Origin of the sequence: Novosphingobium colocasiae, from assembly GCF_014652555.1 — a bacterium.
GTDB classification, from domain to species: Bacteria; Pseudomonadota; Alphaproteobacteria; order Sphingomonadales; family Sphingomonadaceae; genus Novosphingobium; species Novosphingobium colocasiae.
Window position 1 is genome coordinate 640,815 of sequence record NZ_BMZA01000001.1, and the last position, 19,868, is coordinate 660,682.

At 67.3% G+C, this 19,868-nt stretch carries 18 protein-coding genes and 1 tRNA gene; 17 read left to right on the forward strand and 2 right to left on the reverse strand.

What is annotated here, in order from left to right; translation table 11 throughout:
• Positions 1–16: 16 nt before the first annotated feature.
• From mraY to IE122_RS03245, 16 genes are all read left to right on the forward strand, one after another.
• Positions 17–1,087, forward strand: a complete 1,071-nt coding sequence (mraY, locus tag IE122_RS03170) for a phospho-N-acetylmuramoyl-pentapeptide-transferase (protein WP_189619601.1) — start codon at positions 17–19, stop codon at positions 1,085–1,087.
• A gap of 10 nt (positions 1,088–1,097) precedes the next feature.
• On the forward strand, positions 1,098–2,465 hold the full coding sequence (gene murD / locus IE122_RS03175; protein WP_189619602.1) for a UDP-N-acetylmuramoyl-L-alanine--D-glutamate ligase: 1,368 nt from the start codon (positions 1,098–1,100) through the stop codon (positions 2,463–2,465).
• Entirely contained in the window at positions 2,465–3,664 is a 1,200-nt protein-coding gene (locus IE122_RS03180; RefSeq protein ID WP_189619603.1) for an FtsW/RodA/SpoVE family cell cycle protein, read from the forward strand. The genes murD and IE122_RS03180 overlap by 1 nt, the downstream gene beginning before the upstream one ends.
• A complete protein-coding gene (gene murG, locus IE122_RS03185; RefSeq protein WP_189619604.1) occupies positions 3,661–4,923 on the forward strand; it encodes an undecaprenyldiphospho-muramoylpentapeptide beta-N-acetylglucosaminyltransferase in 1,263 nt (420 codons plus the stop codon). Before IE122_RS03180 ends, murG begins: the two co-directional genes overlap by 4 nt.
• On the forward strand, positions 4,920–6,329 hold the full coding sequence (gene murC / locus IE122_RS03190; RefSeq protein WP_189619605.1) for a UDP-N-acetylmuramate--L-alanine ligase: 1,410 nt from the start codon (positions 4,920–4,922) through the stop codon (positions 6,327–6,329). Before murG ends, murC begins: the two co-directional genes overlap by 4 nt.
• Positions 6,330–6,480: 151 nt before the next feature.
• Positions 6,481–7,377 carry a UDP-N-acetylmuramate dehydrogenase gene (gene murB, locus IE122_RS03195; RefSeq protein ID WP_189619606.1) on the forward strand — a complete coding sequence of 299 codons (897 nt, stop codon included), beginning with the start codon at positions 6,481–6,483 and terminating at the stop codon, positions 7,375–7,377.
• 162 nt (positions 7,378–7,539) lie between these two features.
• Positions 7,540–8,535 (forward strand): D-alanine--D-alanine ligase, encoded by a 996-nt coding sequence (locus IE122_RS03200; protein ID WP_189619607.1) that lies wholly within the window; start codon positions 7,540–7,542, stop codon positions 8,533–8,535.
• On the forward strand, positions 8,532–9,515 hold the full coding sequence (locus IE122_RS03205) for a cell division protein FtsQ/DivIB (protein WP_189619608.1): 984 nt from the start codon (positions 8,532–8,534) through the stop codon (positions 9,513–9,515). The genes IE122_RS03200 and IE122_RS03205 overlap by 4 nt, the downstream gene beginning before the upstream one ends.
• Positions 9,515–10,795, forward strand: coding sequence for a cell division protein FtsA (gene ftsA / locus IE122_RS03210; protein ID WP_189619609.1), 1,281 nt, complete (start codon positions 9,515–9,517; stop codon positions 10,793–10,795). Before IE122_RS03205 ends, ftsA begins: the two co-directional genes overlap by 1 nt.
• A gap of 215 nt (positions 10,796–11,010) precedes the next feature.
• Entirely contained in the window at positions 11,011–12,516 is a 1,506-nt protein-coding gene (gene ftsZ, locus IE122_RS03215; protein WP_189619610.1) for a cell division protein FtsZ, read from the forward strand.
• 262 nt (positions 12,517–12,778) lie between these two features.
• Positions 12,779–14,722, forward strand: coding sequence for a tetratricopeptide repeat protein (locus tag IE122_RS03220; RefSeq protein WP_229813680.1), 1,944 nt, complete (start codon positions 12,779–12,781; stop codon positions 14,720–14,722).
• A 172-nt stretch (positions 14,723–14,894) separates the two neighbouring features.
• Positions 14,895–15,404: a type III secretion system chaperone family protein gene (locus tag IE122_RS03225; RefSeq protein ID WP_189619611.1), complete on the forward strand. Its 510-nt coding sequence runs from the start codon at positions 14,895–14,897 to the stop codon at positions 15,402–15,404.
• A 67-nt stretch (positions 15,405–15,471) separates the two neighbouring features.
• Complete coding sequence (locus tag IE122_RS03230) at positions 15,472–16,278, forward strand: pyrroline-5-carboxylate reductase family protein (protein ID WP_189619612.1); 807 nt, start codon at positions 15,472–15,474, stop codon at positions 16,276–16,278.
• 136 nt (positions 16,279–16,414) lie between these two features.
• Positions 16,415–17,155: a Bax inhibitor-1/YccA family protein gene (locus tag IE122_RS03235; RefSeq protein WP_189619613.1), complete on the forward strand. Its 741-nt coding sequence runs from the start codon at positions 16,415–16,417 to the stop codon at positions 17,153–17,155.
• 141 nt (positions 17,156–17,296) lie between these two features.
• Positions 17,297–18,046, forward strand: a complete 750-nt coding sequence (locus tag IE122_RS03240) for a hypothetical protein (protein WP_229813682.1) — start codon at positions 17,297–17,299, stop codon at positions 18,044–18,046.
• A 135-nt stretch (positions 18,047–18,181) separates the two neighbouring features.
• Positions 18,182–18,257, forward strand: a tRNA-Ala gene (locus IE122_RS03245).
• 30 nt (positions 18,258–18,287) lie between these two features.
• Here the strand turns inward: IE122_RS03245 and IE122_RS03250 are convergent.
• Positions 18,288–18,491 (reverse strand): hypothetical protein, encoded by a 204-nt coding sequence (locus IE122_RS03250; protein ID WP_189619615.1) that lies wholly within the window; start codon positions 18,489–18,491, stop codon positions 18,288–18,290.
• Positions 18,491–18,670, reverse strand: a complete 180-nt coding sequence (locus tag IE122_RS03255; protein WP_189619616.1) for a DUF4169 family protein — start codon at positions 18,668–18,670, stop codon at positions 18,491–18,493. Before IE122_RS03255 ends, IE122_RS03250 begins: the two co-directional genes overlap by 1 nt.
• Before the next feature lie 126 nt (positions 18,671–18,796).
• On the opposite strand from IE122_RS03255, the gene obgE reads away from it, so the two are divergent.
• Positions 18,797–19,852 carry a GTPase ObgE gene (obgE, locus tag IE122_RS03260; protein WP_189619617.1) on the forward strand — a complete coding sequence of 352 codons (1,056 nt, stop codon included), beginning with the start codon at positions 18,797–18,799 and terminating at the stop codon, positions 19,850–19,852.
• Positions 19,853–19,868: the final 16 nt, after the last annotated feature.

Genomic DNA, 19,868 nt, shown 5'->3' on the forward strand with positions numbered 1-19,868 from the left:
GGGTCGCCCCCGCAAGATGCTGTATCTCCTCGCTCAATGGTTTCACTATGAGGGCCTGACGAACCTGTTCCGCTATCAGTCCTTCCGCTCGGGCGCCGCGATGATGACGGCGCTGGTGATCGGACTGCTGATCGGACCACGCTTCATCTCGATGCTGCGGGTGCGCCAGGGCAAGGGACAGCCGATCCGCGCTGACGGCCCGCAGACCCATCTCGCCAAGCGCGGCACGCCCACCATGGGCGGCCTGATGATCCTGACCGCGCTGGTCGGCTCGATGCTGTTCTGGATGGACCTCAAGAACCCGTTCGTGTGGGCCTGCGTTGCCGTCACCATCGGCTTCGGCGCGATCGGTTTCCTCGACGACTACGACAAGGTGACCAAGCGCCACCATGCCGGCCTGTCGAGCAAGGTGCGGCTGCTGCTCGAATTCGTGGTGGCGGGCATCGCCGCGTGGATCATCGTGCGCCAGCTCAACACCAACCTCTACGTGCCGTTCCTCAGCAACCACTACATACCGCTGGGGCCGTTCTACTACGTCTTCGCCGCCGTGGTGATCGTCGGCGCGGGCAATGCGGTGAACCTGACCGACGGGCTGGACGGCCTCGCGACGTTCCCGGTGATCATCGCCGCGCTGACCTTTGCCATCATCTGCTACCTTGCCGGGCGTGCCGACTATGCCGGCTACCTTGGCATCCCGCATGTGCCCCGCGCGGGCGAACTGGCGATATTCTGCGCCGGGATCATGGGGGCGGGGCTCGCCTTCCTGTGGTTCAACGCCCCGCCCGCAGCGGTGTTCATGGGCGATACCGGCAGTCTGGCGCTGGGCGGCGCGCTGGGCGCGATCGCGGTGGCGGCGCACCACGAAATCGTGCTGGCGATCGTCGGCGGGCTGTTCGTGCTCGAAGCGGTTTCGGTGATCGTCCAGGTATTCTGGTTCAAGCGCACCGGCCGCCGGGTGTTCCGCATGGCCCCGATCCACCACCATTTCGAGCAGCTCGGCTGGAAGGAATCGACTGTCGTCATCCGCTTCTGGATCGTTTCCATCGTCCTCGCCGTGATCGGCCTGTCCACGCTCAAGCTGCGGTGAGGCGGCCCGCGTGATCGTCTCCCCCGCCTTCGCCGGCAAACGCTACGCGGTTCTCGGCCTGGCCCGGTCCGGGCTGGCCACCGTGGAGACGCTGCTGGCGAGCGGGGCGCAAGTGCTGGCCTGGGATTCGCGCGAGGAGCCGCGCCAGGCGCTGTGCGAGCGGCTGGACGAAGAGGCCCGGTCGCGGATCGAGTTTGCCGATCCGGTGGCGGCCGATCTTTCGGGCTGCGCCGGCATCGTGGTTTCGCCCGGGGTACCGCTGAACCGCCACCCCATCGCCGAAGCGGCAGCGCGCGCCGGAGTGCCGGTGATCGGCGATATCGAATTGTTCGCGCAGGCCCGTCCCAGCCTTCCGGCGCACCGGGTTGTCGGCATCACCGGGACCAACGGCAAGTCGACGACCACCGCGCTGATCCACCATGTGCTGGAATGTGCCAAGGTGCCGGCGTTGCTGGGCGGCAATATCGGCCTGCCCATCCTGGGTTCCGATCCGCTGCCCGAAGGCGGGGTCTATGTGCTCGAACTGTCAAGCTACCAGATCGACCTGACCCGAACCCTCGACAGCGACGTGGCGGTGCTGCTCAACCTCACCCCCGATCACCTTGATCGCTACGATGGCTTTGCCGGTTATGTAGCGTCCAAGGCGCGGCTTTTCGCCATGCAGTCTGCCCAGAACGGCGCGGTGTTCGGCGATGGCGACGACGAGACGCGCGGCATCGCCAAGGCCGAGGCGACGCGCCGGGCGATGGGCCGGGTGCGCGTGGTCGATGGTGCCGACCTTGCCGCCCTGCAGCCGCGCTGGCCCTCGTTGCAGGGCCCGCACAACCTCCAGAACGCCGCCGTTGCGGTGGCGGCGCTGGAGATGCTGGGCATCAAGCGCAAGCAATGGGAACCGGCACTGCGCAGCTTTCGCGGCCTGCCGCACCGGATGGAGCGGGTCGCCGAAGCCAACGGCGTCATCTATATCAACGACAGCAAGGCCACGAACCCGGCCTCTGCCGCCCCCGCCATCGCCGCCTTCGCACCTAACCCCGAACCACGCATCCACTGGATCCTGGGCGGGTTGCCCAAGGGTGATGACCTGGACGAATGCGCGCCGTGGTTCGGCCATATCGCCGCCGCCTATACCATCGGCGATGCCGGCCCCCGCTTTGCCGAACTGCTGGCCCCTTACACCGTGGTCCACCGCAGCGAGATGATGGCCGAGGCGATCCGCCAGGCGATGGAAGCGGCGGTGTCGGGCGATATCGTCATGCTGTCGCCCGCCTGCGCCAGCTTCGATCAGTTCCGCGATTACGAAGCGCGCGGTGATGCGTTCCGCCAGATCGTCGAGGCCTTGCTGGAAGACGGCGCGGCTGACGCGCCGGGAGCGGCGTGATGGCGACGCTGGCCCCCGAACCCGCACCGCTGCAGGTCCCGCGCTACAACCGCAACCGGCGTGGCGGGCTGGCGATCTGGTGGCAGGAGATCGACCGGCCGCTGCTGGCGCTGGCGCTGATCCTGATGGCGATCGGGGCGGTGGCAGTGGCGGCGGCATCGCCGGCCAGCGCCCGCCGCCTGTCGACCTCGGCACACAAGCTTTCGCAACTGCATTTCTTCGCGCTGCACTTGCGCTGGCAGTTCCTGGGGCTGCTGGCGATGTTCTGGGCTTCGTCGCTGGCCAAGGACAGTGCGCGGCGGTTCGGTATCCTGCTGGCGGGCGGCATGCTGGTGGCACTGATGCTGGTGCCGATCATGGGCTCGGAAGTGAACGGTGCCCGCCGCTGGCTCAACCTGGGCATATCGCTCCAGCCGTCCGAATTCCTCAAGCCGGGCTTCCCGATCCTGCTGGCGTGGATCCTGTCCTGGCGCGCGCGCGATCCGCAGATCCCGGTGATCGGCCTCTGCTTTGCGCTGATGGGTCTGATCGGCGCGCTGCTGATGATGCAGCCGGACTTCGGTTCGACGATGCTGTTCGGCGGCACGTTCTTCGTGATGGTGCTGCTGGCCGGCATCCCGCTCAAGCGGATCGGCATGTTCATCGGCGTGGGCGTGCTTGGCATCGTTCTGATGTACTTCACCTATGACAACGGCCGGAACCGCATCGATGCGTTCCTCGGCGGCGGCGCGGCTTACGATCAGGTCGATCTGGCGCAACGCACCTTGCTCAACGGCGGCTGGCTGGGTTCGGGGTTCTGGATGGGCACCCGCAAGATGGCGCTGCCCGAAGCGCATACCGACTATATCTTCTCGGTCATCGGTGAGGAGTTCGGCCTGATCGCCTGCGCCGTGATCGTGCTCGTCTATCTGGCGATGGTCACCCGCGTGCTGCTGCGGCTGGTGCGCGAGGAGGACCTGTTCACGGTGCTGGCCGGCACCGGCTTTGCCGCGCAGTTCGGCGGGCAGGCGTTCATCAACATCCTCGTCAACCTCAAGCTTTTCCCGTCCAAGGGCATGACCCTGCCGCTCATCAGCTACGGTGGATCGTCCACCGTGGCGGTGTGCCTGTCGATCGGCCTGCTCATCGCCATTACCCGGCGCAACCCGTTCATCCGGCGCGAACGCTTTTCGCTGACCGACATCGGAGAGATCGCATGACTTCGGTCAGCCGCCATTACGTGCTCGCCGCAGGCGGCACCGGCGGACACCTGATACCCGCCTTTGCGCTGGCGGCGGAACTGCATGCGCGCGGCCATCATGTCGCGCTCATCACCGACAGTCGCGGCGCGGCGATCCCCGGCAAGCCGGACTATCTGCCCGCGCATGTCCTGCCCGAAGGGCGGATCGCGGGGAAGAACCCGCTGGTCTGGATCAAGGGTGCCAGGGGCGTGCTCGAAGGGCGGCGCATGGCGCTACGGCTTTTCGAGACCTTCAGCCCCAGCGCCGTCGTCGGCTTCGGCGGCTATCCCGCACTGCCGACGATGCTGGCGGCAACATCGGCGGGCATCCCCACCGTTCTGCACGAACAGAACGCGGTGTTCGGCCGGGTGAACCGCTATTTCGCCGGCAAGGTCAGCGCCATCGCCACCGCTTACGAGCAGATCGACAAGCTGGACGCGGCGCTGGCTGACAAGGTGACACTGGTCGGCAATCCCGTGCGGGCCGATGTGCTGGCGCTGCGCGATGCGCCGTTTCCCGCGTTCACCGCAGACAGCCTGTTCCGCATCCTCGTTACCGGCGGCAGCCAGGGCGCGCGGGTGTTGTCCGATGTTGTCCCCGATGCGCTGGCGATGCTGCCCTCGGCCCTGCGCAGCCGCCTGCAGGTGACTCAGCAGTGCCGCGCCGAAGATATCGAGCGGGTCCGCGCCCGCTATGTCCAGCATGGCATCCCCGCTGAACTGGGCACCTATTTCGAGGACATGGCCGAGCGTCTGGCCGGCGCGCACCTGTTCATCGGCCGCTCGGGCGCATCGACCATCGCCGAACTGACCGCCGTGGGCCGCCCCGCCGTGCTGATCCCGCTGCCCTATGCGATGGACGATCACCAGAGCGCCAACGCGCGCGAAATGGTGGCGGGCGGCGGGGCGCGGGTGATCCGCCAGCCGCCGGTCACCACCGAGGACGCCGACGCCCACACCGGAGAGAAGCGCAACCGGCTGCTGAGCGAACAGGCCGAAGTTCACCAGCGCATGGCCAAGGACCTGTGCCTGCAAATTCAGGCGATCGCGCAGGCCCCCGATGCGCTGGCCAACGCCGCGCACTGCGCCTGGAACTGCGGCTATCCCAACGCCGCCAGCGATCTGGCCGATCTGGTGGAAAGCTTCGGTGCCACTCCGATCATGGACGTGATCCGCGTCACCACCGCATCGCCCGCCGCCTCGGCAGGAGAGGCGCTGGCCAAGGAGTCTATTCAGTGAAAGGCGTCGGCACCGACATCGGTACCATCCACTTCGTCGGCATCGGCGGCATCGGCATGTCCGGCATCGCCGAGGTCATGCATAACCTGGGCTATTCGGTGCAGGGTTCCGACATCGCCGAAGGCTATGTGGTGGAAGGCCTGCGCAAGCGCGGGATCGCGGTGATGATCGGCCATGCGGCGGAAAACGTGGCGGGCGCGGCGGTGGTCGTCACCTCGACGGCAGTGAAGCGCGACAATCCTGAAGTCGTCTATGCGCTGGAACACCGCATCCCGGTGGTGCGCCGCGCCGAAATGCTGGCCGAACTGATGCGGCTCAAGAACACCGTCGCGGTGGCCGGTACGCACGGCAAGACCACCACGACATCGCTGGTGGCGGCGCTGCTGGACGCCGGGGGGATCGATCCCACCGTCATCAACGGCGGCATTATCAACGCCTATGGCTCCAACGCGCGGCTGGGCGAGAGCGAGTGGATGGTGGTCGAGGCGGACGAGAGCGACGGATCGTTCCTGCGGCTGGACGGGACGATCGCCGTCGTCACCAATATCGATCCCGAACACCTCGATCACTACGGGTCGTTCGACAAGGTGAAGTCCGCCTTCGTCGAATTCATCGAAAACGTGCCGTTCTACGGCTGCGCGCTGTTGTGCATCGATCATCCCGAAGTGCAGGCGGTGATCCCCAAGGTGCGCGACAGGCGCGTGGTGACTTACGGCTTCTCCGCCCAGGCCGATATCCGCGGCGAGAACGTGATCCCGTTCCCCGGCGGCAACCGCTTCGACGTAGCGCTGCGCCAACGTGATGGTTCGTTCCGCCGGATCGAGGGGATCGAACTGCCGATGCCGGGCCGCCACAACGTCCAGAACGCGCTCGCGGCGATCGGGGTGGCGGCGGAAATGGGCTGCCCCGACGCGGTGATCCGCACCGGCTTCGCCAAGTTCGGCGGGGTCAAGCGCCGTTTTACCAAGGTCGGTGAAGTCGATGGCGTCAGCGTGATCGATGATTACGGCCATCACCCGGTGGAAATCCGCGCGGTGCTGGCAGCGGCGCGCGAAGGGGTGAAGGGCAGGGTCATCGCCGTGGTCCAGCCGCACCGCTACACCCGCCTGCGCGATCACATGGATGATTTCGCCGCCGCCTTCAACGATGCCGACGTGGTCTATGCCGCGCCGGTCTATGCGGCGGGCGAACAGCCGATCGAGGGTGTCAGTTCCGATACGATGGTAGCGGGCATGAAGGATCGCGGCCATCGCTCGGCCCAGGTCATCGCCGGGCCGGAAGCGCTGGCCGATGCCCTGGCAACCACCGTCCAGCCGGGCGATCTGGTGGTGTGCCTCGGCGCTGGAGACATCACCAAGTGGGCGGCAGGGTTGGCGGATGCGATCCGGCAGCGGAGGGCGGTGTGAGCGCGCGCAACTGGCCCACCCCCAACCCCTCCCGCAAGCGGGAGGGGAGCGAGACTTGCGCTTGCGGAGCAAGCGTTAGTCGCAGCGGGGTGGGTATCTCCACCGGCACGATCGCTCCTGCAACGTGCGTCATCGTCCACGGAGGGCAAGGATGATGGTCGTCAGCGCACTTCCCGGTGTCCGCGGCAAGTTGACCGCGAACGCGCCGCTGGCTGCGCTCGTCTGGTTCAAGGCGGGCGGCACGGCGCAGTGGCTGTTCGAGCCGGCCGACCTTGATGACCTTCGCGGGTTCCTGCGCGATCTCGATCCGGCCGTGCCGGTTATGGCACTTGGCCTGGGCTCCAACATGATCGTGCGCGATGGCGGCGTTGAAGGCGTGGTGGTGCGGCTGGGCAAAGCCTTCGCGAAAGTGACGGCGCGGGAAGGCCATGTGCTGGAATGCGGCGGCGGGGCCAGCGGCATTCTGGTCTCGTCCACAGCGCGCGATGCCGGGATTTCCGGCGTCGAATTCCTGCGTTCGATCCCCGGCACCGTCGGCGGGTTCGTGCGCATGAACGGCGGCGCTTATGGCAGCGAGGTCAAGGACGTGCTGGTCGATTGCGACGTGGTGCTGCGTTCGGATGAGCTGGTGACGCTGGCCACTGCCGACCTTGGCTATACCTATCGCCATTCCGAACTGCCGGAAGGCGCGATCGTGGTGTCGGCGCGCTTTCAGGGCCGCCCCGGCGAGCCCGCCGCGATCCAGGCCGAAATGGACCGCATCGCCGCCAGCCGCGAGGCTTCGCAGCCGCTGCGCTCCAAGACCGGCGGGTCCACCTTCAAGAACCCCGATGGCCACAAGGCGTGGGAGCTGGTTGACCGGGCCGGCTGCCGTGGCCTGACCATGGGCGGCGCGCAAGTGTCGGAAAAGCACACCAACTTCCTCATCAACACCGGCGATGCCACCAGCACCGAGATCGAGGCGCTGGGCGAGGAAGTGCGCCGTCGGGTGAAGGACAGTTCGGGCGTCACGCTCGAATGGGAAATCCAGCGGGTGGGACGGCCGTGACCCCGATCCGCGCAAATTCCCGCCCCAACCCCTTCCGTCATTCCCGCGAAAGCGGGAACCTATCTCCCGCTCGTGCCTGGCCAGCGAAGTTCGCACTGGGTCCCCGCTTTCGCGGGGATGACGAAGGTCATGCAAGTGTCTGATTTAGTGGAACGCCATACGATGCCCCTGCCTAAACTCCATGTCGCGGTCCTGATGGGCGGCTGGTCGAACGAACGGCCGATCTCGCTGATGAGCGGTGAAGGCGTGGCCAAGGCGCTGGAGGGCAAGGGGCACAAGGTCACCCGCATCGACATGGGCCGGGACGTGGCGCAGAAGCTGGCCGCCGCCGCGCCGAACGTCGTGTTCAACGCGCTCCACGGAGCGCCGGGCGAGGATGGTTCGGTGCAGGGCATGATGGACCTGATGGGGCTGACTTATACCCATTCGGGCATGGTCACCTCGGTCATCGCCATCGACAAGGAACTGACCAAGCAGGCGCTGGTGCCGCACGGCGTGCCGATGCCGGGCGGGCGCATGGTCGATAGCGAAGAGCTTTACGAACGCGATCCGCTGCCGCGCCCCTATGTGTTGAAGCCTGTGAACGAAGGCTCGTCGGTGGGCGTCGCCATCGTCACCGCCGAGGGCAATTACGGCAACCCTATCAGCCGCGATGCACGCGGGCCGTGGCAGGAATTCGACCGTCTGCTGGCCGAGCCCTATATCCGGGGGCGCGAACTGACCACGGCGGTGATCGGAGACCGCGCGCTGCTGGTCACCGAACTGCGGCCCAAGTCCGGGTTCTACGATTTCGACAGCAAGTATACCGACGGGTTGACCGAGCATATCTGCCCCGCCGAAATCCCTGACGAGATCACCCAGGCGTGCAAGGATCTGGCGCTGCGGGCGCACCGGTTGCTGGGCTGCAAGGGCACCAGCCGGTCGGACTTCCGCTGGGATGACAGCCAGGGGATCGAAGGGCTGTTCCTGCTCGAAACCAATACCCAGCCGGGGATGACCCCGCTGAGCCTCGTGCCCGAACAGGCGCGGGCCTGCGGGATGGACTATCCCGAACTGGTCGAGGCGATCATCGCCGAGGCGCTGGCCGACAAGGCGGCGCAGGAACCGGCAGCGCAGGAACCGGCAGGGCAGGAACCCGCAGGGCAGGGGGCAGGATGAGCACCACGATCCGGCGCAAGGCGCAAAGCGCCCGCAAGACTTCGGCCGCCCAGGGCAAGAAGGCGCGCGTCAAGCAGGCGCGCCGCCAGACCGGATCGGCGCTGGAAGCGCTGCTGGCGATGCTGCCGTTCAGCGAAGAGCAGTTGCACCGGATCTTCGTGGTCGCGATCCTGGGCGGTGCCGCCGTGCTGGTGTGGCTGGCTGCCAGCGCCGCCGGGGTGCCGACCGTGGCCGAGACCCAGATGGCCGAAATCGCCAGCCAGGCGGGGTTCGAAGTCCGCCGCGTGGAAGTGCGCGGGGTGAAGAACATCAATGAGCTGAAGATCTACGAGAAGGCGCTGGCGCAGCGCGATCGGGCGATGCCGCTGGTCGATCTGGAAGCCCTGCGGGCCGATCTCCTGGCGCTGTCGTGGGTCAAGGACGCGCGCGTATCGCGCCAGTTGCCCGATACGCTGGTGATCGACATCGTTGAGCGCACCCCGCACGCGGTGCTGCGCAAGGCCGACCGCTATGTGCTGATCGACGAGACCGGGGCCGAACTCGACCCGGTCAGCGCGCGCAACGCCAAGGGCAAGCTCATCGTTTCCGGGCCCGGCGCGGGCCAGCAGGTGGTCGCGCTGTCGGGGCTGCTGCGCGTCGCTCCCGCCTTGCAGCCGCAAGTGGCCGAGGCGGAATGGATCGGCAACCGGCGCTGGAACCTGACCTTCCAGACCGGCCAGGTGCTGGCCTTGCCGGAGGGCGAGCGGGAATCGGGCGCGGCGCTGCTCTCGTTCGCGCGGCTGAACGGCACCAACCGGTTGCTTGGCGGCAAAGTGGCGGCGTTCGACATGCGCGCCGGCGATCGCATCTATTTCCGGGTTCCCGGCCGCGAAGAGGCCGAGGAAGAGGAAAAGGCGGCCGCATCGCGCGCCAAGGTTGCCGCCGCCACGGCCACTGCCGCTGAACCGGTGTCTGCGTCCACCACCAAGGAGTCGGAATAATGGCCCAGCCCCGCAGTGCCCGCGTGTTCGGCGCGGTCAACATCGGCTCCTTCCGCATCTCCGCGATCATCGCCGGGGTGACCGAGATGGGCGACATGGTGGTTCTCGGTTCCGGCCACCGCGCCAGCCAGGGCATCAAGCGCGGCTATGTCACCGACATGCGCGCGGCGACCTATGCAGTGCGCGACGCGATTGACCGGGCCGAGAAGATGGCCAACCTGTCGGTCCAGAAAGTGTGGATCGGCTGCTCCGGCGCCGGACTCGCCAGCCAGATCGCCCAGGTCGAGGCCGAGATCGGCGGGCGGCGGATCGAGCAGGAGGATATCGACCAGTTGCTGTTTTCGGCGCGCGACGTGATCCAGCCCGATGGCCGCATGGTGCTGCACGCGCAGCCCGCCAGCTACCGGCTGGACGGCGCGCACGGGGTGGGCAACCCCAAGGGCCTCCACGCCGAGCGGCTGGGCGTCGATATTCACGTGATGCTGGCCGACGGCGCACCGATCCGCAATCTGACGGAAGCGGTGCAAAGCGCGCACCTCGATGTCGAGGCGGTGGTCGGCTCGCCGATTGCGGCGGCGCATGCCTGCCTGTCGCCCGAAGAGCGCGATCTGGGGGTGGCGCTGATCGAATTCGGTGCGGAAGTCACGAACGTATCCGTGTTCAGCGATGGTATGCTGCGCGAGATGATTGCGATCCCGATCGGCTCGGCCGACATCACTGACGCCGTGGCATCGGCGTTCGGCATCCGCCGCTATCAGGCCGAGCGCCTGAAGTGCGTCAGCGGTTCCGCCGTCGCCTCGCCGAACGATCACCGCGAGATGATCCCGGTCAACGCGCCGGGCGAGGAAGGGACCGGCCCGCTGGCCCGCCACGCCGACGAGAAGAACCGCATCCCGCGTGCCGAACTGATCGGCGTCATCACCAGCCAGTTGGGCGTGCTGATGGACGAGATCAACCGCGCGCTCAAGGTCATGCGGTTCAACGGCCAGCGCGGCAAGCAGGTGGTGTTCACCGGCGGCGGCGCGGAACTGGTGGGCCTTGCCGATTATGCGCAGGCTGCTCTGGGCAAGCCGGTGCGGATCGGCCGGGTGCCGCATCTGTCCGGGCTGGCCGAAGCGCACGTGAAGCCGGGCTTCGCGACGCTGGCCGGACTGGTGCTTTATGCCGCTGCCGATCCCGTCGATATCCGCACGCTGGGTGCGGACCGGCACAAGATCGTCCGCTACGGATCGTTCGGCGTGGTCGGCCGGGTGGTCCAGGCGGTGCGGGAATACTTCTGAAGATGCCGCGCCGTGCCGTCGTGCGAAACGATTGCATGCCGCGAACCCGGCCGCGCACCGGGGGGGCGGCGATCCGGCGGCATTTTCCGTCGTGCGCAGTACACGGGCTGTGGACAAGGGGGTGACATCCTTTGCGTCGATGACGCCAAGCGTGCAAACATCGCCGATCATTGTTGGGACAAATTCTTGCGGCACGAGCCTGCCAGGAGAGCGAAATGAGCATTAACATCGGACCGCCGGCGATAGAGGAGCTTCGTCCGCGCATTGTCGTCATCGGTGTGGGCGGTGCCGGCGGTAACGCCATCGCGAACATGATCCACGCGGCGATCGAAGGTGTCGATTTCGTCGTCGCCAATACCGATGCGCAGGCGCTCAACAATGCGATCGCCGAAACCCGCGTGCAGCTCGGCCCCGAAATCACCCGCGGCCTTGGTGCCGGTGCCCGCCCCGAAGTGGGCCGCGCCGCCGCCGAAGAAACGCTCGACGAGATCGACCGCCTGCTGGACGGCGTCCACATGTGCTTCATCGCCGCCGGCATGGGCGGCGGCACCGGCACCGGCGCTGCCCCAATCATCGCGCAGGCCGCGCGCGACAAGGGCGTGCTGACGGTGGGCGTCGTGTCCAAGCCCTTCATGTTCGAAGGCACGCGCCGCATGCGCGCCGCCGAAGCGGGCATCGAGGAGCTGCAGAAGCACGTCGATACGCTGATCGTCATTCCCAACCAGAACCTGTTTCTGGTGGCGAAGGCCGAAACCACTTTCAAGGAAGCGTTCCAGCTTGCCGACGAAGTGCTGCAGCAGGGCGTGCGCTCGATCACTGACCTGATGATCATGCCCGGCCTCATCAACCTCGACTTCGCCGACGTGCGCTCGGTCATGGGCGAAATGGGCAAGGCGATGATGGGCACCGGCGAAGGCGAAGGCCCGAACCGTGCGCTCGAAGCGGCCGAACGCGCCATCGCCAACCCGCTGCTCGATGGCGTGTCGATGCAGGGTGCCAAGGGGGTCATCATCTCGATCATCGGCGGCGACGATATGAAACTGCTCGAAGTTGATGAAGCGGCCAACCACATCCGCGAACTGGTCGATCCGGACGCCAACATCATCTGGGGCTCGGCTTTCAATCCCGATCTCCAGGGCAAGATCCGCGTTTCGGTAGTCGCCACCGGCATCGAACAGTCCGAGGAAATGGCGGCGCAGGCTGCCCGGCCCACCGCGTTCGGCGCGGGCCGTGGCCCGGTCCGCCCGGCGATGGCCCCGGCTGCCGCCCCGGTCGAGGCTCCGGTCGCGCAGTATGCGCCGCCGCCGGAACCGGCACCGGTTGCCGCCCCGCAGGAAGATGCCTTCGAACTCGGCTCAGGCCTGGAAATGTCCGGGGTTGAGGATGACGACGCGGACGACGGCGTGCCCGCCGGCTACGCCAGCCTGACCGGGCTGCGCCGGCCGCAGGGAGAGCCGCTGGAACTTCAGGCTCCGATCCAGCCCGAACCGGCTCCGCAGCCGTATGGCCGCGTCCAGGACGAGCTGCGCTTCGAACCCGATGCCCCCCCGGCGGTTGCGCCGCCGCGCCCGGCTCCGGGCGGCAGCACGCTGTTCGAACGGATGACCAGTCTGTCGCGGACCAAGCCGGCCACGGCCGATCAGGCCCCGGCGGAAGAAGGCGACGCCGATAGCGGTTCGCTCAGCATCCCGCGCTTCCTCGGGCGGCAGAACAACCAGTAGGCAGATCGGCCTCGGCGCTGCTCCTCCCGGTGGCCGGGCGGGGCGGCGCTGAGGCAATCTGGCGTTCATCACGGCTATGTCAGGGGGCAGGCGCGAGGGATTGGCCTGCTCCCGCTTCCTTGCGGGCGGCCGGGCGGTGCCCGATGCCGGCAGGGCGGATGCAGGCAGGACGGACGGGGTAGCTATGCGCGTGCGGCGAAACTCAGCAGTCATCGGAAGGCGCGCACGCCGCGCCCTTGCCCTGCGTCGGCTGGCGCTGCCGGTGTGTGCCTTGCTCGGCGCTGCCGGGGTGCATGCGCAGACCGCGCCGGTGGTGTCGCGCCCGGTGGTGCAGCCGGTGCCGGGTGCGGGCTCTGCCGCTCTTAACGCCGCGCTATCGCGTCTGGGGCGCAACCCTCGTGACAGTGCCGCGCTCCTCGATGCCGGCAATGCCGCCAGCACGATGGGCGATTTCGCGGCGGCGATCGGCTTCTACCGCCGCGCCGAACAGATCGCTCCGGGCGATCCCCAGATCAAGATCGGGCTGGCCGGCGCGCTGACCGGCAGCGGCGATCCGGTCGCCGCGATCGCGGCTTACGATGCGGCAGAGAAGGCCGGGGCGGCACCGGCGCAGATCGCGGCGGATCGCGGGCTGGCCTATGATCTCGTCGGCGATAACCTGACCGCCCAGCGCTATTACGCGCAGGCTCCGCGCGGTGGGCCGGGGGAAGCCGGGCTGCGCCTGCGGCTGGCGCTGAGCCAGGCGATCGGCGGCGATGCTTCTGCCTCGGAACTGACGCTGATGCCGTTGATGCGCCAGCAGGACAAGCCGGCCTGGCGCACCCGCGCCTTTGCGCTGGCGATCGGCGGCGACGTGCCGCAGGCGACCCAGGTGGTGGAAACGATCCTGCCCGGCGAGCTGGCGGAGCGGATCGTCCCTTATCTGCGCTATATGCCGCGCCTGACCCGCGCGCAGCAAGCGGCGGCGGCCAACCTCGGCAAGTTCCCGCGTGCCGCCGAAGTGGGCATCGACGATACCCGGATCGCGGCGATCACGCCGGCGGGCGGCTTCCCCCGCCACATGGCGGCGGCTGCCGCCGGGCTGGTGCCCAAGGGCGAACCGCTGGGGTCTGGCGGTTCGAAGAAAGCCTCGGCCCGGACGGCGAAGGCCGCGCGCCAGGCGCGGGCGGACAGTGCAGCGGCGGCGACGAAGCGCGGCGAACTGTCCGCCGTGGCCGATGCGAGCGCCCGCACCGCCCCACCGCCGATCAAGCCCGCTACCGCGACCACCGCGCCCGAGCCGGTCACCCTGGCCGCGAACGGCGAACTGCCGCCGGTCAATCGCCGGGTAGAACTGCCGCCCGCGACCGCGTTGACCGCCGCAGCGCCTGCCCCGTCACCCGCACCTGTCGCCGCCAAGCCCGCATCTGTGGAACTGCCGCGCGTCGCCGTGGCAACGCCGCCAGCGCGCAAGGCAGGGCCGGGCTTCGATCTCGCCCGTCTGCCGCAATCGCGCGCTTCCGCAGAGGCGGTTACGTCCGCCCCGGCCCCGGCCGCGCTGACGCCTGCCGCACCGCCACCGGCTGTCGCAACGACACCCGCGCCAGTTGCCGCTGCACCGGTAGAACTGCCGCCTGCCGCCGCGCCCGCCGCAGTGCCACCGGCCGTTTCAAACCCCGCTCCCCCTGCTCTTGCGGCCAGCACGCCTCCGGCCTCGCCCGCTCCGGCGACGCCTGCCCCGCCTGCCCCCGCTCCGGCAGTTGCGCAACCGGCGGCGCGTGCGCCGCAACCGCCAAGCCTTGCCGATATCTTCGCCGATCTCGACAAGCCCACGCTCAAGGCCGGGCCGGTGTCCGGGGCGGTCGATATCTCGCGGATCAGCCCGGCGCGGCCCGTCGTGAAGCCGGAACCCAAGCCGGAAGTGAAAAAGCCCGCACCGCCGGCGCATCCCAGTCGCATCTGGGTGCAGGTGGGCGTGGGGCGCGACAAGTCGGCGATCGCCTATGACTGGCGGCGGATGTCGCGGCAGGCGTCGGCGCTGTTCAAGGGCAAGGGGCCGTTCCTGTCGGATTACGGGCAGACCAACCGCATTCTTGCCGGGCCATTCGCCACCGAAAAGGCGGCCGAAACTTTCCTGACGCAGGCGCGCAAGGCGGATATCGGCGATGGCGCGCATGTCTGGATCAGCCCCGCCGGGCAAGTCGTCGACCAGCTTGGCGACGACTGAGAGCCTGCGTGCCGGCCCCGCGGGCACCCCGAATTAACCTGCGGTTATCTTTATCCACACGCTGTGAACAGGGTTGTGAAGTTTTGCGCAGCCGATTCCCGCGTCCGGATTGTGCCCGACAGCCTGACCGACGATCCACGGTGAACCCGTTGAGAGAAAGCCTGTTCGACACATGAAGACGGTTGAGGACACCATCGACCACGACGACGACGACGCCGCTCCGGTGGAAATGCTCGCTTCGCTGTTCGAAGCGCGCGACTGGCCCTATGAATTCAACGGCGATGCCGAGATTTCGGCCGAAGTGAAGGGGGCCTGGGCGACATACCAGTTCCAGGCGATCTGGCGTCCCGAAGATTGCGTCCTGCAACTGCTGTGCCTGCCCGACATCCGCGTGTCGGATGCCAAGCGCGCCGCCGTTCATGAGGCGCTGGCGCTGATTAACGAGCAGCTCTGGCTCGGCCACTTCGACATGTGGTCCAACGGTTCGGTGATCCTGTTCCGCCACGGCCTGATGCTGGGCGAGGACGGGCTGCTGGGTCCGGCGCGCGCGCAGATGGTGGTCGAAGCCGCGATCGAGGAGTGCGATCGCTTCTACCCGGTGTTCCAGTTCATCCTGTGGGGTGACAAGACCCCGGCCGAAGCGCTGGCCGCCGCGATGGTGGATGCCGCCGGCGAGGCCTGAGCGCCCCCTTGGCACCGGAGCGCGGCCAGCCTAAGGGGCTGCACCTCATCGCGTGAAGGACCCTGCCATGGACCGGTTTCAAAACATTCTTCTGGTCGGCTGCGGCAATATGGCGGGGGCCATGCTGACCGGATGGCTGGCGGGCGGTATCCCGGCATCGCGGTTCACCGTGGTCGATCCCTTCCGCGCCGAAGTGCCCGACGGCGTGCGGCTGCTGCGCGACATGCCCGATGGCCGGTTCGACGCGATCCTGCTGGGGGTCAAGCCGCAGGGGCTCGACGATGTGGTGGCCACGCTGGCACCGCTGGCCACGCGCGAAACGGTGCTGTTTTCCATCCTGGCAGGCGTCGAGTTCGACAGCCTTGCCGCGCGCTTCCCCGAAGCCGGTGCACTGGTGCGGATCATGCCCAACCTGGCGGCGGCCATCGGCAAATCGCCGATCGCGCTTGACGCGCGCGGGCTGGACGAGCTGGGCCGGTCGGCGGTGACCGCGCTGATGGCCCCGCTGGGCACGCCCGAATGGCTGGCGGACGAGAGCCTGTTCGATGCCGTCACCGCGCTGGCGGGCTGTGGCCCCGCCTTCGTCTATCGCTTCATCGATTCGCTGAGCGCGGGGGCGGAGGCGCTCGGGCTTGAGGCCGGGCAGGCGCGGCGGCTGGCGCTGGCGATGGTCGAAGGATCGGCGCAGCTCGCCTCCGCCTCGCCTCATTCGCCCGGCGCGCTGGCGGACATGGTGGCCAGCCCCGGCGGATCGACCCGTGCGGGGATGAATGTCCTTGATGCCGACGCCGCGCTGGCAACGGTGGTGCTGGCGGCGATGACCGCATCGCGCGATCGCAACGCCGAAATGGCGGCCGAAGCGCGCAAGGCATGATGCCGCGACAGCTTTTCACATTTTGACACAAATGGCCATTTCCGGTTTTTCTTGAAAACCGGGGCCGTCGCGCCGATATTCCTCATCAACCGCCAGTGCGCATTGTGCGTCACGGCGGGTAGTTAGGGAGTTTTAAATGGCGAACTGGAACGACCCCCAGCCTGGATCGGGCTTCGGTGCGTCCCCGAGCCTGGACGGCCGCACCGCCGGTCGCGCAGCCTATGACATGGGCCTGCGCCGGCATATGCTGTCTATTTACAACTACATGGCGTCCGGTGTCCTGCTTTCCGGCGTGGTCGCGCTGCTGTTCGCAACCTCCGGGTTCGCGGCGCAGGTGCTGACGACGCCGCTGCGCTGGGTCATCATCCTTGCTCCGTTGGGCTTCGTCCTGGCGATGAACTTCGGTGTCAATCGCATGAAGACCTCGACCCTCCAGATGCTCTACTGGGGCTTCTGTACGGTCATGGGCCTGTCGATGTCGTCGCTGTTCCTGGTGTTCACCGGCGCTTCGATCGCGACCACCTTCTTCGCCACGGCGGCCGCCTTCGCGGGGCTCAGCCTCTATGGCTACACCACGAAGAAGGACCTGTCGGGCTTCGGCACGTTCCTGATCATGGGTCTGGTCGGCATCCTCGTCGCATCGCTGTTCAACCTGTTCTTTGCCTCGTCGGCGCTGCAACTGGTGATCTCGGTGCTCGGCGTGCTGATCTTCGCGGGCCTCACCGCCTATGACACCCAGATGCTCAAGAATCAGTACTATCAGCTTCGCGGCACCGATTTCGTCGGCAAGGCCGTGGTGCTGGGCGCGCTCAGCCTTTACCTGGACTTCATCAACATGTTCCAGTTCCTGCTGAGCTTCCTGGGCGACCGTCGCTGACGATCTATCCCTGATCCGGTTCGTCGCATTTGCCCGAACCGGATCATATTCTGTAAAGATTCAACGTATTATCCTGCCCGGCGCGATGTTTGTCGCGCCGGGCTTTCGCTTTGGGGCGGCTTGAGGTTAAGATGCCTGCCGATGCGGGCCATGGTTCGGGTGGAGTGTGCAGAAGTGACGTTCGAGACAGACAAGCAACAGGGTGGCCGGGGCTGGCTGTTCCGGCTGGCTGCCGGTGCCGCGCTGGGGACGATGGCGCTTCTGGCCGGGTGCGCCACGCCCCCGCCGCCGCCCCCGCCGCCGCCGGTGGTGGTGATCCCGCCGCTGCCGCAGCCGCCGCTTGGCGCGCCCGATACGCTCACCATTCCGCCGATCGATGCCAACGGCCAGCGCCACACCGTCAACACCGGCATTTCCTCGACCCAGACCATCTGGAACCTGCGCTCGGCCTATAACGTCGCCGCGCTCAATTGCCTCAAGCCCGAACAGGCACCGATCCTGGCCGGCTACAAGCGGTTCCTGACGATGTATGACAAGGCCCTGGACAACGCCAATATGGAGATCGATCGCAGCTTCCAGACCCAGCTTTCCGTGCGGGACGCGGCGCGGGCGCGCGAAACCTACCAGACGCAGGTCTACAATTTCTTCGCCCTGCCGCCCGTCACCCCCGCGTTCTGCGAAGCGGCGATGGAGGTCAGCGCCGATCTGCAGGCCGTCGCCCCCGAAGGATTCGAGGCCTATTCCTATGCCGGGCTGGCCAAGCTGGAAGCGCCGTTCAAGGCCTTCTATGACAGCTATGCCCAGTACATGGCCGATCTGGCGGCGTGGGAAGCGCGCTATGGCGGGCGGATCGTCGTGATCGGCCAGTCCAACCCTACGAGCAGCCGGTAAGGCCGACAGGCCCGGCGCGGCCCGAATTTGACGGACGCGCGGATTTTTGCTCTTTCAAGCGCGAGGCCACTTCGCTAAGGGGCTGCCTCGCAGCGAGGTTGCCGAAAGGTACCTCGCCTGCGCGATTGCTGGAACGGGGCCGTAGCTCAGCTGGGAGAGCGCGTCGTTCGCAATGACGAGGTCAGGGGTTCGATCCCCCTCGGCTCCACCAGCAATCCGCGCGGGCGCTTTGAGAAACGCCCTATTCCTCGACCAGATCCAGCCAGGCGATCACGTCATTGTCGGTGGCGATGAACAGGCCGTCCTGCACGTCTTCGCTCTGCCGCGCCGCCAGCGCCATGGCTTCGGACAGCGGCCCGTATAACAGCGTCGTCGCCGCGCCGCCTTCTGCTCCGCCATCGAGGTGATAGAGCCGTACCGTCGCTTCGCCATAGGTCGTGCGCATCAGTCGGTCTCGCGTTTCGCGCCGTCGAGCAGGCGATCGGTGCGCGCCGCTTCACCGGCTGCCAGGGCACGCTGCGCTTTGGTGACGCTGTGTTTCGCGCGGTTGGTTGCGGCTGCATCGGCCGCATCCTTGCGCTGTTTGGACTTGCGCGCCTGACGCAGGTTGATGATTTCGGCCATGGCGGCAATCATGCGCGATTTTCGCGGAACTTGCAAAATCGGTCCAGCGGGCCTAGTGGCGCGCGCTTGCTTTGCCTGGATTTAGCCCGGCCTCGACAAGCATCGCCATTCACCGGATAAAACCCCATGCATTTTCTCGACCAGGCCAAGATCTATGTCCGCGCGGGCGGCGGCGGCCCCGGCGCGGTATCGTTCCGGCGCGAGAAGTATGTCGAATACGGCGGTCCGGACGGCGGCAACGGCGGCAAGGGCGGCGATGTGGTGTTCGAAGCGGTGGCCGGCCTCAACACCCTGATCGACTTTCGCTATACCCAGCACTTCAAGGCCCCGCGCGGCAGCCATGGCATGGGCAAGAACCGCAACGGCGCGGCGGGCAAGGATCTGGTCATCAAGGTTCCCGTCGGCACCCAGGTCATCGACGATGAGGATCGCGAAACGGTTCTCGCCGACCTGACCGAGGCGGGCCAGAGGGTAACGCTGCTCGAAGGCGGGCTGGGCGGGCGCGGCAACGCCAGCTACAAGACCAGCACGAACCGCGCGCCCCGCCAGCACCAGCCCGGCATGCCGGCGCAGGAGCTGTGGGTCTGGCTGCGGCTCAAGCTGCTGGCCGATGTCGGCCTTGTCGGCATGCCGAACGCGGGCAAGTCCACTTTCATCAACAAGCTGTCCAACACCAAGGCGAAAGTGGGCGATTACGCCTTCACCACGCTGCGCCCGCAACTCGGCGTGGTCCTGCACAAAAACCGCGAATTCGTGCTGGCCGACATTCCCGGCCTGATCGCCGGGGCGGCTGACGGCGCAGGGATCGGCGACCGGTTTCTGGGACATATCGAACGCTGCCGCGTGCTGGTCCACCTGATCGACGTATCGGGCACTGACCCGGTCGAGGCGATGCGCGTGGTGGAAGAGGAACTGGAAGCCTATGGCGGCGGCCTTGAAGACAAGCCCCGGTTGGTCGCGCTCAACAAGATCGACCTGATCGACGATGCGCTGGCGGCGGATTATGCGCGCGAACTGCTCAAGGCCGGTGCGGATGAGGTGTTCCCGATTTCCGGTGCCACCGGGAAGGGCATGTCGAAGCTGCTCGATGCGGTGATCGACTATCTCCCCGCCGCCACCGTGACCGAGCGCCCCGAAGGCGAGCGCGAAGAGGCCGACGAAACGCCGTGGTCGCCTCTGTGATCGGGCAATAGTCCGT